General features: G+C 58.2%; 19 protein-coding genes. 9 read left to right on the forward strand and 10 right to left on the reverse strand.

Going from position 1 to position 16,192, the window contains the following annotated elements; genetic code table 11:
• Positions 1–236 precede the first annotated feature (236 nt).
• Positions 237–1,901 carry a cytochrome c oxidase subunit I gene (locus tag FTW19_RS07265; RefSeq protein ID WP_147647001.1) on the forward strand — a complete coding sequence of 555 codons (1,665 nt, stop codon included), beginning with the start codon at positions 237–239 and terminating at the stop codon, positions 1,899–1,901.
• 163 nt (positions 1,902–2,064) lie between these two features.
• Here the strand turns inward: FTW19_RS07265 and FTW19_RS07270 are convergent, their stop codons facing one another.
• The 5 genes from FTW19_RS07270 to FTW19_RS07290 all read right to left on the reverse strand — a co-directional run bounded on the left by FTW19_RS07270 (position 2,065) and on the right by FTW19_RS07290 (position 5,929).
• Entirely contained in the window at positions 2,065–2,769 is a 705-nt protein-coding gene (locus tag FTW19_RS07270; RefSeq protein WP_147647002.1) for a Crp/Fnr family transcriptional regulator, read from the reverse strand.
• 73 nt (positions 2,770–2,842) lie between these two features.
• Complete coding sequence (locus FTW19_RS07275) at positions 2,843–3,883, reverse strand: NAD(P)-dependent alcohol dehydrogenase (protein ID WP_147647003.1); 1,041 nt, start codon at positions 3,881–3,883, stop codon at positions 2,843–2,845.
• Between the two features lie 38 nt (positions 3,884–3,921).
• Positions 3,922–4,854 carry an AraC family transcriptional regulator gene (locus FTW19_RS07280; protein WP_147647004.1) on the reverse strand — a complete coding sequence of 311 codons (933 nt, stop codon included), beginning with the start codon at positions 4,852–4,854 and terminating at the stop codon, positions 3,922–3,924.
• A gap of 121 nt (positions 4,855–4,975) precedes the next feature.
• A complete protein-coding gene (locus FTW19_RS07285) occupies positions 4,976–5,515 on the reverse strand; it encodes an adenine phosphoribosyltransferase (protein WP_147647005.1) in 540 nt (179 codons plus the stop codon).
• Positions 5,516–5,647: 132 nt separating this feature from the next.
• Positions 5,648–5,929, reverse strand: coding sequence for an acylphosphatase (locus tag FTW19_RS07290; RefSeq protein WP_147647006.1), 282 nt, complete (start codon positions 5,927–5,929; stop codon positions 5,648–5,650).
• Between the two features lie 37 nt (positions 5,930–5,966).
• Between FTW19_RS07290 and FTW19_RS07295 the strand changes: the two genes are divergently transcribed.
• On the forward strand, positions 5,967–6,263 hold the full coding sequence (locus FTW19_RS07295) for a hypothetical protein (protein WP_147647007.1): 297 nt from the start codon (positions 5,967–5,969) through the stop codon (positions 6,261–6,263).
• Between the two features lie 49 nt (positions 6,264–6,312).
• Here the strand turns inward: FTW19_RS07295 and efp are convergent, their stop codons facing one another.
• The 3 genes from efp to pncA form a co-directional block, all read right to left on the reverse strand.
• Positions 6,313–6,873, reverse strand: a complete 561-nt coding sequence (gene efp / locus FTW19_RS07300; RefSeq protein ID WP_147647008.1) for an elongation factor P — start codon at positions 6,871–6,873, stop codon at positions 6,313–6,315.
• 232 nt (positions 6,874–7,105) lie between these two features.
• Complete coding sequence (locus FTW19_RS07305) at positions 7,106–7,441, reverse strand: hypothetical protein (protein WP_147647009.1); 336 nt, start codon at positions 7,439–7,441, stop codon at positions 7,106–7,108.
• A 38-nt stretch (positions 7,442–7,479) separates the two neighbouring features.
• A complete protein-coding gene (gene pncA / locus FTW19_RS07310) occupies positions 7,480–8,106 on the reverse strand; it encodes a bifunctional nicotinamidase/pyrazinamidase (RefSeq protein WP_147647010.1) in 627 nt (208 codons plus the stop codon).
• Between the two features lie 150 nt (positions 8,107–8,256).
• Between pncA and FTW19_RS07315 the strand changes: the two genes are divergently transcribed.
• The 4 genes from FTW19_RS07315 to FTW19_RS07330 are packed head-to-tail and all read left to right on the forward strand — an operon-like array spanning position 8,257 to position 11,287.
• On the forward strand, positions 8,257–8,670 hold the full coding sequence (locus FTW19_RS07315; RefSeq protein ID WP_147647011.1) for a hypothetical protein: 414 nt from the start codon (positions 8,257–8,259) through the stop codon (positions 8,668–8,670).
• Positions 8,671–8,716: 46 nt separating this feature from the next.
• On the forward strand, positions 8,717–9,919 hold the full coding sequence (locus FTW19_RS07320) for a hypothetical protein (RefSeq protein ID WP_147647012.1): 1,203 nt from the start codon (positions 8,717–8,719) through the stop codon (positions 9,917–9,919).
• A gap of 2 nt (positions 9,920–9,921) precedes the next feature.
• The gene (locus FTW19_RS07325; protein WP_147647013.1) at positions 9,922–10,839 is read left to right on the forward strand and encodes a hypothetical protein; all 918 of its coding nucleotides are present in this window, start codon (positions 9,922–9,924) and stop codon (positions 10,837–10,839) included.
• Positions 10,840–10,876: 37 nt separating this feature from the next.
• Entirely contained in the window at positions 10,877–11,287 is a 411-nt protein-coding gene (locus tag FTW19_RS07330) for an acyl-CoA thioesterase (RefSeq protein WP_147647014.1), read from the forward strand.
• Between the two features lie 260 nt (positions 11,288–11,547).
• Here the strand turns inward: FTW19_RS07330 and FTW19_RS07335 are convergent, their stop codons facing one another.
• The gene (locus FTW19_RS07335) at positions 11,548–12,225 is read right to left on the reverse strand and encodes a porin family protein (protein WP_147647015.1); all 678 of its coding nucleotides are present in this window, start codon (positions 12,223–12,225) and stop codon (positions 11,548–11,550) included.
• 101 nt (positions 12,226–12,326) lie between these two features.
• Here FTW19_RS07335 and FTW19_RS07340 point away from each other — a divergent pair, with 101 nt between their 5' ends.
• A complete protein-coding gene (locus FTW19_RS07340) occupies positions 12,327–12,965 on the forward strand; it encodes a c-type cytochrome (protein WP_147647016.1) in 639 nt (212 codons plus the stop codon).
• A 47-nt stretch (positions 12,966–13,012) separates the two neighbouring features.
• Here the strand turns inward: FTW19_RS07340 and FTW19_RS07345 are convergent, their stop codons facing one another.
• On the reverse strand, positions 13,013–14,179 hold the full coding sequence (locus FTW19_RS07345) for a DUF481 domain-containing protein (protein ID WP_147647017.1): 1,167 nt from the start codon (positions 14,177–14,179) through the stop codon (positions 13,013–13,015).
• Positions 14,180–14,458: 279 nt separating this feature from the next.
• On the opposite strand from FTW19_RS07345, the gene FTW19_RS07350 reads away from it, so the two are divergent.
• The gene (locus tag FTW19_RS07350; RefSeq protein ID WP_147647018.1) at positions 14,459–15,127 is read left to right on the forward strand and encodes a trimeric intracellular cation channel family protein; all 669 of its coding nucleotides are present in this window, start codon (positions 14,459–14,461) and stop codon (positions 15,125–15,127) included.
• A gap of 230 nt (positions 15,128–15,357) precedes the next feature.
• Complete coding sequence (locus tag FTW19_RS07355) at positions 15,358–16,158, forward strand: GvpL/GvpF family gas vesicle protein (RefSeq protein ID WP_147647019.1); 801 nt, start codon at positions 15,358–15,360, stop codon at positions 16,156–16,158.
• Positions 16,159–16,192 lie beyond the last annotated feature (34 nt).

Below are 16,192 nucleotides of genomic sequence, written 5' to 3' on the forward strand. Positions count from 1 at the left end.
GTTCAGAAGACATGTGATGTAGATCACAGCTTGGGATGAATGCAGGACCAGAAGATGTCTCTTGAGGGGGACATCTTCTCTATGGTTCCGGTGTGCAGAAATACGGTAGCGTCATGGGCTATGCATCCGTGCAGCGGTCACTGCCCGGGTTACGGTTCCCGTGAGGGTTGTCCTCCATTGATTGTGATTGCCGTCCAGCAGCAGACAGCAAAGCCTTCCGTGGAGGGGAGCAGACAATGAGCACCGCGGTCGTGAGCCCGGATATCGTGCAGGAGCAAGAGGCTCGTTCGCCGCGAGTCAACTATTTGAACGCAACCCAGGGGCTGAAAAGCTGGCTACTTACAAGCGACCATAAGCGCATCGCCTTGTTGTACCTGATGGGTGTCAGCTTCTTCTTCCTGGTGGGCGGCCTGCTGGCGATGGCCCTTCGCATGGAGCTGCTGACGCCGGATGCCGACATGATGGCCATGGACACCTATAACAAGGTCTTCACCATGCACGGCGTGGTGATGGTGTTCTTCGTCCTGATTCCGGCTGTGCCGGCGGTGATCGGCAACTTCGTCCTGCCGATGATGCTGGGAGCGCGCGACCTGGCGTTTCCGAAGATCAACCTGCTGAGCTGGTATCTCTACGTGATTGCAGGCCTGCTGTTGGTGGTGACGGTGGTGAACGGCGGCGTGGATACGGGATGGACCTTTACTGCTCCGCTCAGCACGCGCTTCGTCAATACGAACGTCATCACCGCCGGACTCGCGGCATTCGTGGCTGGGTTTTCTTCCATCCTGACCGGTCTGAACTTCATCGTCACCATTCACCGCATGCGTGCGCCGGGGTTGACGTGGTTTCGCTTGCCGTTGTTCGTCTGGGCAAACTATGCGGCGGCGATCATCATGATTCTCGGTACCCCTGTGGTGAGCGTGACCATCGTGATGGTGGCAGTGGAGCGCATCTTTCACTTCGGCTTCTTCGATCCAACGTTGGGCGGTGATCCGCTGCTATTTCAGCACCTGTTCTGGTTCTATTCGCATCCCGCGGTATACGTGATGCTGCTGCCATCGATGGGCGTGATCAGCGAGATCATCGCGTGCTTCAGCCGCAAGCGCATCTTTGGATATACGGCAGTTGCTTTCAGTTCTGTATCGATCGCGGTCTTCGGCTTCTTCGTGTGGGAGCACCACATGTTCATCATGGGTGTCAGCCAGTATTCGGCGATGGTCTTCAGCCTGCTGACCATGCTGGTGGCCGTGCCTTCGGCGATCAAGACTTTCAACTGGGCGACAACACTCTATAAGGGGTCCATCGATTTTTCGGCGCCGATGATCTATGCGCTTGGATTTATCGGGTTGTTCGTCATCGGTGGATGCACGGGGATCTTCCTCGGCAACCTGGGGACGGATATCCATCTGACGGAGACGTATTTCGTCGTGGCGCACTTCCACTTCGTGATGGTGGGCGCCGTTATTATGGGCTATCTCGGCGGATTGCACTTCTGGTGGCCGAAGATCACCGGTCGTATGTATCCGGAGATGCCGGCCAAAGTGGCGGCAGCGCTGGTCTTTATCGGCTTCTTCTTTACCTTCGGACCGCAGTTCATTCTTGGCCATCTTGGCATGCCGCGCCGCTACGCGATGTATCCGGCGGAATGGCAGGTGCTGAATGTGATGTCGACAGCGGGCGCCACGGTGATGGGGGCTGGATACATGCTGGCCGCGGTGTATCTGATCTGGAGTATGAAGTGGGGAAGAGAGGCCGGTGACAATCCATGGCGCGCCTATGGTCTGGAGTGGCAAACACAGTCTCCTCCGCTGACGGAGAACTTCATCGAGACGCCGGTTGTTACCACGGAGGCCTATGACTACGCGTGGATGGACGGTCTGAAGAACAAGACAGAGAACGTTTAGAGCGTTTTCCCTGTTGCTGGGTATCCCGGAAGGGCGTGCAGCGGCGTTTTCATCGCGGAAAACGCCCATAGGATGCGGGGCCCTACATTACACCCACAGGGAAATGCTCCAGGTTTGCGGCAGCGGCTGGGCCAAACGATTGCAAGGCCCGGCCGCTATTTTTTTACTCAGTCAACGCCGCGAGACGATCAGGGCGGGGAATTTCAAGAAACGCGCCGCGCCGATGAATGAGGGCTTCGCGTTCGAAGCGGGCCAGCAGGCGAGAAGTAGTCTCGCGCGTAATCCCAGCCATCGAACCCAGCTCTTCGTGCGTGAGAGTCATGGCAAAACGTGCCGGAGCGCTAAGGTCGCGGGGGTGCGCCCATTCAATCAACGTATTTGCAAGACGGGCAGCGGCCGAGCCTGAGAGAGCCAGGCGGCGTGCCGAGATAAGCGCCTGCTGATACTCTGCTGCTGCTTCATTGGCGCAGTTCTGGCTTACCTGCGCGTGACTATGCATGAACTCCAGGAATGCTGACTGGGGAATGCGCTTCAGACGGCAGGGCTCAAGGCTTTCGGCTGAGGCCTCATATGGAACATTGCGCAGCACAGCGGCCAGGCCGATCACATCGCCGGGGCCGGCGATGCGCAGCAGAAGCGAGTGGCCGCTCTCGGAGGAGACAACCACCTTCAGACGGCCGGCGCACACGACATACAGATTGCGCGGCTTGCCCTCTTCTTCGACGACGATGGTGCGAGGTTCGACGTCGATCTGTTGGCCGAGGGTATCCAGTCTTTCCAGTGCATCAGGATCCAGAGCGCAGAAGCTGTTGGGATGGCGGACGGCGCAATCCTTACAGCCTTTCTGAAGCCGGTTGATGACAGGCATACAGCTTCCATTCTTTCATGACGCAAAGCGGCCCGCACTGTGGCGGGCCGCTTTGGTGGATGTAGTTCGAACGTTACAGCGCTTTGCAGTCGAGGACGAAGCGATACTTCACGTCGGCCTTGACGACGCGAGTCCATGCTTCTGACAGCTTGGTGAAGCTGGTCATCTCGATGTCCGAAACGATGTTGTGCTGTCCGCAGAAGTCCAGCATCTCCTGGGTCTCCTTGATGCCGCCGATCATGGAACCGGTGACATGCTTACGGCCAAGCACGCTGAAGGCCTGGATGGACAGAGGAGTTTCCGGAACGCCGACCGTGCAGTAGACACCATCACGCTTCAGCAGGCTGAGATACGGGTTCACGTCGTGCGGCGCGGCGACGCAGTCCAGGATGAAGTCGAAGCTGTGGATGTGGTTCTTGGTCCAGTCGGCTTCCTTAGTCAGAATGACTTCATCGGCGCCCAGCTTCTTCGCGTCCTCGATCTTGGAGGGAGAAGTAGTGAACTGCACGGTCTTCGCTCCGAAGGCATGCGAGAACTTCAGGCCCATGTGGCCCAGGCCACCCAGACCGATGATTCCAACCTTCTTTCCGGGGCCGGCGCCGAAGTGCTTCAGCGGAGAGTAGGTGGTGATACCGGCGCAGAGCAGAGGGGCAGCGGCGGCGAGGTCGAGGTTGCCGGGGACCTTCAGCACGAAGGCTTCGTCGGCGACGATGTGATTGGCATATCCGCCGAAGGTGAGGTTGCCCTGCTTGTCCTTGGAGTTATAGGTGAAGACGGTGGCGAAGTTCTCGCAGTACTGCTCTTCTCCGGCTTTGCAGGAGGGGCAGGTGCGGCAGGAGTCGACCATACAGCCGATGGCGGCAGAGTCGCCCACCTTGAACTTGGTGACGGCCGAGCCTACCGCGGCAACCTTGCCGACGATCTCATGGCCGGGAACCATGGGAAACATGGCATTGCCCCACTCATTGCGCGCCTGGTGGATATCGGAGTGACAGATGCCGCAGAAGAGGATGTCGAGCAGGACATCGTTGGGACCGGGATCGCGATGCTCAAAGTTCCACGGGGTCGGGTCAGTGGTCGCATTATGCACGGCGTAGCCTTTGGTGGCAATCATGATGGTTCTTGTCTCCTTACGAGTGGTTCGGTTGGAAATTAGATCATGGCGACGCGGAGTGGGGGTTGCGTCTGCGCGCCGAGATTGGACCGCAGACGAAGCGCCTCCTCCGCAGGGGAAACTCCGAAGAGCCGTTTGAACTCCCGGGAAAACTGAGAGGGACTTTCGTAGCCGACACGGGTTGCCGCTGCCGACGGGCCGATGCCCTCCTGGATCATCATGAGCCTCGCCTTATGCAGCCGCGTTGTCTTCAGGTACTGCAGCGGTGAGGTGGAGGTCATGTTTTTGAAGTGGTGGTGGAAGGCAGAGAGACTCATGCCGGCATCACAGGCCAGCGTAGGGATATCGAGCTGCCGGTCGTATTCAGTGTGAATGCGATGCATAGCCCGATAGACCTGGCTGATGTTGCCTTGCATCGCCAGCAGATCGCGCAGAACCTGTCCGCGAGGCCCGGTGAGGACGCGATAGGTGATCTCGCGCATGATCTGCGGGCCGAGGATCATGCGATCGTTGGGATTTTCGTAGGCTTCCAGGAGGCGCAGTGCAGCCTCGGCAAGCGCTTCCGGCAGCGGTGTGGCATCGATGGTCCTGGGCTGTGGGTTGGCTTGCGCCGGGGCAGGAGGCAGCTTGAGGACGAGGTCGGCGAGGACAGCCATGTCGAGCAGAATAGAGACGCCGCGCAATGGCGCATGAGGCTCGCAGAAGGTCTCACACTCGAAGGGCAGCGGTGCGGCGAGGACCAGGTAGTTTTCGGTGTCGTAGACAAAGCTTCGGCTGCCGACGTAGCCGCGTTTGCTGCCGCTGGTCACCATCACGATGGAGGGCTCATAGAGCACGGAGCTGCGAGGGATGTTCTTATGACACCGGACCGTGCGCAGGCCTGGAAGCTCGGTCGGCCGAATGCCCTCCCCGCTGTCCATGCGGTCGAGGACGCGGTTGATCTGGGCGTGAATGGAGGCCAGGCTGCTCACGAAGAAAAGTCTAGCGAAGCCGGGATACGGGAGACATCATTTCTGCGCAAATCTGCAGAAATAGGCAAGCCTTCCGCAGAAATGTCTACGGAAGGCTTTGGAGTGTGGAAATTCAGGCCGGTTACTCGTTGTAGTGCAGCAGAGAGTAGACGTCGTAGTCCGGGAACTTGGCGCGGCCCTTGAGGAAGTCGAGCTCGACGGCGAAGCCCAGGCCGACCACGATGCCGCCAAGCTGGCGGACGAGTTGGGTGGTAGCTTCCATGGTGCCGCCGGTGGCGAGCAGGTCATCGACGATGACGACCTTCTGCCCGGGCTGGACGGCGTCCAGGTGGATTTCGAGCGAGTCGGAGCCGTACTCGAGGTCGTAGGTGACTTTGGCGGTAGCTGCAGGCAGTTTGCGCGGCTTACGGACTGGTACGAAACCGGCATTCAGGCGATAGGCGAGCGCCGGTCCGAAGATGAAACCGCGGGCTTCGATACCGAGCACCAGGTCAACATCCTTGTCGATGTAATAGGCGGCAAAGGCATCGATCATCTGCGCGAAGCCAGCCTTGTCCTTCAGCAGAGTAGTGATGTCGTAGAACAGAATGCCGGGCTTGGGGAAATCAGGGACAGTCCGCACGAGGGACTTGAGTGGTTCACAGTTAATGGGTGTCGCCATGAGGAAATTCTAGAGGATTGTTGAATGGTGGAATAGTTGAATGGTTGAATCGTGAGGTGTGCCGGTTCAGTGTGTGTAACCGATCGCTTTGAGCTTTATTCAACTATTCAACAATTGAACTATTCAACCGTCTCACCACGCTCCTTCAATCTGGAAGGGGCCGAGCTTGCCGGCTTCGCTGTCATCGAGATCGTGGACCTGGAGGCGGTCGACGCGTGAGCCCCGTGAGCCCTTGCGGAGGTGCGTTTCCAGGTCTTTGAGTTTATCTCCCGAACCTGCGGCGACGCACTCCACTTCACCGCTGGGGAGATTGCGGACCCAGCCATTGAGGTTTAGTTCCGCAGCCTCGCGGTGGACGAACCAGCGAAAGCCAACACCCTGCACGCGACCGGAGATAAGGTAGTGACGCACCATGACTCTGGTCAGTGTAGAGCAAGTAGATAATCGGAATGTGGCTTTGAATTACAGCGTTGTGGCACAGAGTGTGGACGAGGTGCGCGATACCGGCAACTCTCCGTCTGTAAGCATGTGGGAGTTTTTGCAGGCGACGGGGCAGGAGGACTTGCTGCGGACGATCAGCATCTACGGCGAGAGCGGAAAGACACGCGAGCAGGCGCGGACGTATTACATGAATGGTGAGGCGCTGCGAGTGTGGCGGGCGATGGGCAAAGCGCCGACGATCGTGGGAGAGATGCACCGTCCGGCGAAGACTGCAGCGATGGTGTTTGGAGTGCCTTACAGCCAGTAAGGAGAAAAGGCTCGCCATCCGGCGAGCCTTTTCAGAAGGAATAGCGGCCTTAGGCGCGAGACATGTAGGCGCCTTCGGAGGTGTCGATGCGGATCTTCTCGCCTTCGTTGATGAAGGGAGGAACCTGCACCACCAAACCGGTCTCGGTCTTGGCGGGCTTGGTTACGGACGAGGCGGTCGCGGACTTGATGCCGGGCTCGGTCTCAACGACGGTCATCTCCACAACCTGTGGAAGCTCGATACCTACGGCCTTGCCGTCGTAGAAGCTGACGGAGATGCCGATATTCGGGAGCAGGTAGTCCACGGCGTCGCCAAGAATCTCGCGGGACAGGGTGGTCTGCTCGTAGGTAGCCGTGTCCATGAAGATGTAGTCATCACCGTCGTTGTACAGGTACTCCATCGCGATTTCATCGACGACGACGCGGTCGATGGCGTCGCCCGAGCGGAAGCGGTGCTCGAACATGGCTCCGGAGGAGAGGTTGCGCAGCTTGGCCTGGATGAAGGCGCGCAGGTTACCGGGGGTACGGTGCTCCACTGAGAAGACCATGTGGAGCTTGTCGTTGTGCTTGATGATCATGCCCGGGCGCATCTGGGTGGCGGGAATCGCCATGGTGTATCTCCTGAACTGTTCTGATGGTTTTCCGGGCGCAAAGGGCCGGATATGGCAGGGCGTGACGCGCTGCTTTTAGAACCTTCTTCGATTGTAGCTCAGGGCCGAGGATCCGGCCCGAGAGCATTTTCCCTGTGGGTGTAGTGTAGGGCGTACGCATCCTATGGGCGTTTTCCGCAATGAAAACGCCGCTGCACGCCCTTCTGGGATACCCAGCAACAGGGAAAACGCTTTAATCCAGGGCCAGGGGAGCGAACCCGGCAAACATCTGGGCGGCCTCGGGGAGCTGGTTGAGGGGGACGATCTCGCAGGCGGCGAAGTAGCGGTCCCACAGGGCTTTGACCTTCGCGTTATTGTGAGCCTTCTCGATACCGCCCTCCTCCCACTCGAAGACTTCGACGATGGTGCCATCGGCGGCGCGGCAGGCAATGAACTCGCGGCTGGTGGCCAGGCCCTCCGCACGCAGCAGCGGCAGGTGCTCGCGGGTGAGCTGCAGCAGATCGGCTTCTTTGCCGGGTCTAGGGCGGTAGGCGACGATGACGATACTGCGACCCTGGACTGAATTCATGCGAGACAGGGTAGCATGTGTGGAAAGGGCCGTTTCCTCTAGAGCAACGTGTCGCTTGAGATGCGGGCGATACCGGCCCGCTGCATCTCCACATTGACTCGAGCGACGGAGCCGTTGAGGTCGATGGCACGGCAGGCATCTTCAATGACGCAGGCGGTAAAGCCAAGGGAGACGGCGTCCATGGCGGAAAAGTGAACACAGTAGTCATAGGCCAGTCCGCAGAAGGACAGGCGTTGGATGCCACGTTCTTTCAGGGCGCCGCCGAGGCCGGTCGGGGTGGAGTGGTCGTTATCCAGAAAGGCGGAGTAAGAGTCAATGCGCGGGTTGTAGCCCTTACGGACAATCAACTCGGCGCGTGTGGTGTCGAGCTGCGGGTGGAAGGCGGCGCCTGCGCTCCCCTGGAGGCAGTGATCGGGCCAGAGGACCTGGGGGCCATAAGCCACCTGAATGGTCTCGAAGGGCTGGGCGCCGGGATGGGAGGTCGCAAACGAGATATGCCCCGCCGGATGCCAGTCCTGGGTAAGAATGACGTGGCCAAAACGCTCCTGCAGGCGATTGATCAGAGGAACGATCTCGTCGCCGTTTCGAACCTCAAGCGCACCGCCGGGGCAGAAATCGTTCTGCAGATCGATGATGACGAGGGCGTCAGTGGGCTGATGCGTCATGGTGTCTATTGTCCATCAAACGAAAGCGGAGATGATTTCATCGCTCTTTACGGAAGGCGAAAGGGACGGAGAGGTGTCAGTTGACACGTTAGGCGGGATTGTAGAATCTGAAACCGAACGTTACTCTCCCCCGAGAAGGCAGACGTAGAGATGGCAAAGCCCTCAGTAACAACAGTGACGATCGACGGCAATAAATTTAATGCGTTCGCGGTCAACGTGGCGCTTTCTACAGTCAGTGAAGTAGCGGGGATGCCCATGATGGGCTCTCTGAGCTGCAATATCCAGGTAAGTGTGGATATGCACGACAACACCAACATGCCCTTCTCAACGTTGAAGACTCTCTTCGACCTTGCGAATGTGGTGACCCGCGAAAAGATCAAAGACATCAAGGTCGAGTTCTGGCAGGATGATTCGCAGCAGGACGCTTTGTGCACATATGCGTTCAAGGGCTGGATCAGCCACTGGAATACGGGTAGCGGTGATGGCGCGAACCACACACTGACGATGAGCCTGCAGCCGACGCTGGACACGAAAAACTACGTCGACCTCAGGATGAGCAACTAGGTTCTCGCTGAGACGGCAGTCCTCGGAAGTAGAGGAGTGCCATTGCGTGACACAGATGGCAAATCCCACCGCACCAACCGGAATCAAGGTTGCGCTGAGCCTCGATCCTCCCGGTCCGACGTTTTACATCGGACGGAACGCGTGCATGCCCCAAATCCGCGCCACTGCGACCGTTACGGGCGCGGATGCCGTCGCATTACAGGGCGCGACCTACAACTGGGTGGTGACGCTCGTGATGCAAAACAAGAAAGTCCCTCTTTCCATGGGACGATCGGTGGCGCATCCGCCGATCAATCGAACTGGAGGACCGACCCTTGTGTTGCCGTTCACTAAAGTGCGCGGAGGGCAACTGACCGTGACAGTTACTGTGCGTGCACCAGGACTGGTATCACCGACCACTCCAGCTCTACCGCCGTCTGCTCTGACGGCGAGCCGGTCAGACCTGCAGATTCTCGGGACGAACCCTACGGAGAACGATCTGATTGCAGAAGGCGCCAGTGATTTGATGATCAAGATTATCCGGCATGAGTCGTCAACACGGCAGTTTCTGGAGGCGGGCAGTACGGCCCCTGGCTATCCACTGTTCAGCCAAGACCATAAGGGGGGCGTGGGCTTGACGCAACTTACGAGACCAGCGCCAAGTGATGACGAGATCTGGGATTGGAAAGCTAATCTCCGTGGCGGTATAGCTGTGCTGGCGAAGAAGACCCGGTACGCACGGAACTATTTGATCGGTTATGCGAGCAGTTCCGAATTCACGGAGTTGGTGAAGGCGTACAACGAAGCAAGAGCACGTGTGGTGATACCAAAACCAGGTATGCCGCCGGCTTCTCCGGCCACGCCTCCGCTACCGCTCGCAGTTACGCTACCGGCTCCTACGTCTGATCAGATCGATCGCGAAACGCTCCGCGCGTATAACGGTTACGGCCGCGGTCTCACTGATCCGGATTCAAAGACTGTCTATTATCTGCCGGAGTATGTTGCAAAAATTGGCACGGACGGTCTGCTCGAAGTAGCGGTGGGAGCAGATGGTAGAACTGGTGCGGCACACTGGCATGAAAATACAGCGGCGGATCGAGAGAAGTTCTGGCGCGATAAGAAACTGATCGAGCCAAACTCTAAAGGGCAGTATATCTATCCGGGAGATCCCGATTATGTAGCCAATGTTCTCAAGGTTGCCATTACCGATCCTCCGGCGCCAAGAGTTCAATCGATATCGGGCGCGTTGCTGTCGACACCTGAAAGGTAACCATGATGAAGCTTGTGCGATTGGTTTTGTTGGTTGCGACGGTATGGTGCGGGGTAGCCGGCCATGCGCAGTTCTTTTATGAGGCGAGTTGCAACGACGTCGAGAAATACGATGTCACCACCGGGAAACACGTGGCGACGATAAGTCTGGCTTCCCGTACTTCATTGTTTCCTGACGAGAGTCCGCGGACAGCCTTCTGCGATATAGACAACATGAAGTACGACGCAGCGCGTTCTATTGCGATAGTTGAGGTAAATGACGGGCGGTATCAGGTTTTTCGCCGGCTGGTCTTTACGGTTCCGCAGTTTCGTCTGGTCTCAGGACGTGTGTTATCTCGTAAGTGGCACGATGTTGGAGCGGGCGAGGAACCTGCGACAGATATGGTTGCGAAACTTGCGTTGCCAGGGATGTCGACTGACCCAAATCAAAGGGGGTGGCTGATGCTGGATGGTTATCAAGCCGACACCGATTTGGTGCAATGCACAGCATACGGACAAGGAAAGATGTTGTTATCGACTCCCGTAGAGAGCGCAGGAGATAAGGTGATCCTTCGAGTGACCTGCGCTGAAGGAACGAGGTTCCTCACCGCAAGAGGTGACACAAAGCAAATTATGTCTCTGAATCTGCCGCTCGAAGCCGGGTGGGGAGTCGCTTATACGACTAGCGACGCTCGCTATTTGTTGATTGCCGGTCGTCGCGAGTACGTGACGCAAGGTGGCGACAAAGCGTGGCTGGTGGATCTACAGACCAGCAAGCTCGTCGGACAATGGACTGATCCTCGTATGACACATGGGCGATTCCTAGGATTCGCTCGCAATGGCAATCTGCTTTTCCTGACTCATGGAGAGAACCTCGTGTTGAAGACGGGACTGACATTCCAGCCAACTCCGGAAGGGGATGCTTTCTTCGCCGACCGATGAATCCATTGCGGAATGAGCTCCTCAGTACACTAGCTGTATGCCAGCACCGACAGCCGAAGCACGTATCCGGGTCCGCTATGCCGAGACCGACCAGATGGGCGTGGTGTACCACGCGAACTATGTTGTCTGGTTCGAGGTTGGTAGAGTGGAACTTCTGCGCTCAATCGGCCTGCCGTACAAGCAGCTTGAGGAAGAGGGCATCCTGATCGCTGTAGCGGAGGTAAACGCACGCTACAAGCGTCCGGCGAGATATGACGATGAGATCGCGGTCCGTACGACCGTGAAGCAGGTTCGGGGATCGATCATCCGTATCGGCTATCAGGTCGTCCGCGTTACGGATGAGGAACTGCTCTGCGAGGGGGAGACGGTGCACGTAGTGATCGACCGCGAGTTCAAGCGGGCGAATCTGCCAGATGCGTATGCTGCCCGGATGGCAGGGGAGCAGTAAACCCTGGGGTGTTGCCCCGGGCTGATATAGAACGCGTCTCCACGCCAGCGAACAAGTTTGCCGAGGACCCCGGCCTTCAGCGCTTATATGGCCGGGCGCTCCACCCCTCACAACCTTAGGGTGGGCTCGGAATACCCAAAATCGAATTTGTCGATGCGCCCTAGGGTAGAGAAGCAGATTTCTCCGCTCCCTTTGGTCACTGCGAAATGACAAAAAAAGAAAGCCCGGCTAAGCCGGGCTTTCTCTAACCCATGGATCGGTTATTTGCTCTGGTGGCCCCAGCGATAGACGAGACCGGCGTTGAAGCCGACGTTGTGCTGCAGGGTGGAGCCGAAGGTCGTGATCTGGTAGGTCGGGGCGATGCGGAAGGCCAGGTTCGGGTAGAAGCTGTAGTCCACGCTGCCGCCGAGGGCGAAGGCGCCGGCGTTGCCGGTCTTCCATAGGCCCAGTGCAGGAGCGGGAACGCCCTTGGAGCCGCCATCGAAATTACCCATCGCCATACCGCCAAGCACGTTGACGTTCGCGCTCAGACGTTCCTTGCGATAGAAGCGGTACTGCGGTCCGCCCATGAAGGTGTAGTGCGTGATGAGCGGATCCCAGATGTTATAGGGGTTGTTGCCCGTCTTGGCATTGCCATAGTGGCCGCGGACATCACCGACGACCGCCCAGCGCGGGTTCAGGTAGTAGTTCCCAGCAACCTGCCAGCTGATCTCATTGTTGCGCTGCAGGAAATCACCCGAACGGAAGCGCAGGTAGCCGACGCCGCCGAAGACCTCGTACTTGTGAGAGTAGGTGTCCTCAATCATTTTGGCGATACGCGCCTGGCGATTGGCGTTCATGCGCCGCTGCCGGCGGTCCTGTTGTGCCTCGCCGTGAAAAGCCGTTCCCACAAGCGCGGCCAAGGCCAGCGCGCACACGATCCGCTTCAAACCGAACATCAAACGATACCCCTGCAGCCTTCTTGCTCTGTTAGTTTCAAACCAGGTGGACCGGCATTTGCGGCACACCCTTTTATTAGAACATCCCCGGCGCGGAATTCATGGCCAAACGATCCAGTAAAGGCTCTTCCAGTACATCCGGCTTGCTGCTTGGCGCGCTGCTGGGTGGCGGACTTGTTGCGGGTGCAGGATATTTGTATTCGCATCCGGCGGCGCTGCGCGGTGTCCGCAACTCCGTAGGAATCCACGGCGACTATCCAGGAGCAGAGGGCGGGGGAGCAGAGAAATCAGGCTCTGAGGCCGCGTCTGCAGCGAGTCGGCCGCCAGTGACGAAGCCTCAGGATAAGTCGCGTTCACAGGTGGAGACGCCTGCTCCGTCCGAGGTGGCGCCTCCGAATCCGGCTGCCGTTGCCGCCGGGCAGCCTCCCTTTGCCGCCAGCGAGGATGTCTTTGAGGCTGCGGCGCCGATCTACCGGAAGCAATGTGCTGCGTGCCATGGAACGCCCAGCGGAAAGCCACGGGTGGGAGGAGCTCCGCAGTTTTGGGTTGCGGGTGCGCCCGGTGTGGGCCATAAGGCGCCATCGGCGATTTATACGGTGATTGCCAAAGGGAGTCCCAAAGCCAGCGGTCATGCCTTTGCCGGCAAACTGACCAGCCAGCAGATCTGGCAGCTCACGTTGTTGCTGAAGGAAGCGGGCAACGATCTGCCCGATCCGGTTCGAAATCTGATGGGAGATTAAAACGGAAAGCCCGCATCTCGAGGATGCGGGCTTTGGTTTTAATCTGGCTACGGAAGAGTGTAGGTTACGCCAGTGATGAACTGGAAGGTGTTCTTTTTGAAGCCTGGCGATGGGTTGTTCAGGAAGGAGTCGCTGGCGGCGATGCTCATGCCGAGCTTTTTGAAGACCGGCATCGCTAACCCGGTACTGAAGTTTGCCGAATAAGCCTTGGGTTCGTTGAAGGCCGGCAGGAACTGCAGGGTTTGGGTGAAGATCATGGAACGCGGCAGGGTTCGCTTGTAGGCCTCACCAATGCTTGCGCCGATCAGGTTCAGATTGCTGGTTGAATCCTCAAACTGCTGTTTCTCGTAGTGAATATCGCCTTTGACGTCGAGTTGTTGTTTCGCGTCCAGGACGGGGGTCCAACCGACGCCGGCGCCGTAGATTTGTTGCAGATCCAGGCCGGAGGAGAAGTTGTGATCGAAGGCCAGAGTGCCCAGGTAATAGAACTTCTTCGAGACGTACTGGTCGCGTTCGACATCCGTGTGGAAGATGCTGGTTTTGACCACGGAGTCAGGCGTTGGTGGAGTCGTTTGCGGAATCACCGGCGTGGTGAGTTTTCCGTAGGCCTCTGAGAGGTCGAAGATGGTGCGATTCCGTGTCTGCAGATAGGGCACTGAAGGGATGGTGCGGACCAGTTTCACGCCGGCGGTAAAAGTGCCGCCGTGCTGGGTGCTCTGAACAAAGGAGGCGCCGCCGGTGACGGTGCCTGCCCATCCATAGAGAGGGCCGGCCTTCTTTTCGAGTTCGCGGTCGTAGACGCTCTGGTCGATGATGTAGGCCACGTTGCTGACCGGGACCGTCTCAACCTGTCCCATGGGATGCATCAGGGTGACGGTGTGGTCGTCGACGGTGACCATGCCGGTCTGGGTATTGGTACGGGTCGCAGGGGTGTCTTTCTTGAGGACGGCGAAGCTGCCGTTGGAGCGGAGCTCCTTGATCTTGCTTAGGGGAATGGTGACTTCCCCGACAATATCGCTCTTGAAGATGATGGAATCGCCGACGCCGCGCACCAGGGTTCCGGTTAATTGATCGCCATTCTTGAAGACGATGACGTCGGGGTTTGATTTTTCTGTGTTCGGTTTATCTGCGGCCGGCTTATCTTCCGCCGGCATGATGGCTGGGGCCAGAATCAGGAACAGCACCACTCCGCGCACACGTTTGAACAGGGACATGAACTCGCGATTTCCTCTCAACAAAAAATAGGTTTTCGTGCGGTTTGTCTCGGGTTACGGGACCCTCATCCCATAGCCACATCAACGGGCATTCTCATAAGATGATGTCATCTTTCCCTTACGCAGACGAGGGCACGCGCCATGAAGTCTCTTATCGATATGATCGTTCGTATTCTTTCCCTCGTAGGTATCTCGAACCCCGAGGACTCGCGCAAACGCCGGGAGGCAAACGGGCCAAGCTGGCGTGACAAGCTGCCTGAGGACGGAAAAAAATAGCCCATGCTGCCCGCGCTGCCGCATGCTCCTATCCGCAGCTCTACGATCTCGACCGTCATTGAGTATCTGGCGCTGGGAGTCGGTGCGTTTGCAGGAGCGTTGGCGGTACGGCGCGACCAGCGCTACCACTATGACTGGATAGGGGTGCTGGGTCTGGGAATGATCTCCGGTGTGGGTGGTGGTGTAACCCGCGACATCATCCTGCAGCAGGGCGTACCGCTTTCGTTTGACCACCCGTCTTATCTCACCTGCGCCCTTGGAGGCGCGAGCCTGGCGCTGTTCTTCGGCTCGGTGGTGGGAGCGCGCGTGCAGCGTTTCATCTTTTTTATCGATGCACTCTCCCTGGGTCTGTTTGCGGTCGCCGGGGCGACCCGGGCGCAGGACGCCGGCCTGGCGTTCTTACCATGCCTGCTGCTGGGAATTACCACGGCCGTCGGCGGGGGAGCCCTGAGGGATGTCTTCAGTGGCCGGACACCGGCCGTCTTTGAGAGGGGCGAGCCATATGCCCTGGCTGCAACCGCTGCTGCTGCAACCTATCTGACAGCCGAACGGCTGGGATTGTCCCCGGAGACCAGCTCAACCCTGGGATCTGCGATGGGTTTCCTGCTGCGCCTTTTATCGAATTTCTTCGCCTGGCGAACTCCCTCCATGCGCCTGAACCGCAAGGGATAAAGGAAAGACCGGAAGAAGGCCCCCGGTGCCTTCGGTTTTTTCTTCAAACCCGCAACAAAACATCTGCTTGCCAAACGTTGTATGGCGGGCATAGTATCCGTTTCGCAATCGGTTCAGTCCACCGTAGTGGTCGAACCAGCTGCCAAACGTCGTTGAGCTTTACCGCACTTTATACGTCGATAACGGCCGAAGGGATGTATCTGATTCCTAAGGTTTTATGCGGAGATAATATGTCTTGGTATGCATACTGTATCGCTGAACGTCAGGCGTTTCCGGAACTTTCGCGGCATCGTCGTCCGATGCCCCTGGAGAACGTAAAGGGCCTCTTTGGAAATCAGGTATTCCTCTTTCCGGCGAGCGACCTCGCCGTTCTGGTTTCTGAGCACTCTGAGGAAGATGCAGCCCGCATCGATCAGCAGTGCCAGAAGGATCACGCACGCGTGATCGCCGACTGTTTTAAACAGACGACGCTTTTGCCATTTCGTTTCAACACTACGTTTACGGATGACGACGCGCTGCGGCGGTCGATCCGTTCCAACCATCGCCACTTTGTCGCCAACCTGGAGCGCTTCCAGGGCAAGGCGGAGATGCATCTGAAGGTCCTGGTCGACGACGTCGAAGGCGCCTCCAAGATGCAGACCTGCTGTGCCGGCAAAGAGTATCTGGCTGGTCTGCGTGAGCAGGCTGCCCGCCAGCGTGAGCGTCAGGCTCGCGCCCGGGCACTGTCGGTACAACTGAACCGTATGTTCCTGCCGCTGGCGGAGGAGATCTCCTGCAAGCGCCTGGACTCCGGCAAGCTGTTGATCGACATCGCTCACCTGATCGATCGCAAGTGTGTGGAGCGTTACCAGAATAAGTACGTCCAGGCGCAGCAGACGATGAAGGATTGCCAATTCCAGCTTTCCGGCCCCTGGCCGCCGTATCACTTCGTGCATCGTCCTCAGACCGGGCATCAGACCCACCAGCCGGCGGTTCCGGCTCAGGTGGTCGCTGCCGCGGCACGTGTGCCGGTGGCTGCTGTCAGCGCATAACTTTCGAAAGAACTCCGCACAAAAGCCCCGCTGA

It is taken from the genome of Terriglobus albidus, from assembly GCF_008000815.1.
Lineage (GTDB): Bacteria > Acidobacteriota > Terriglobia > Terriglobales > Acidobacteriaceae > Terriglobus > Terriglobus albidus_A.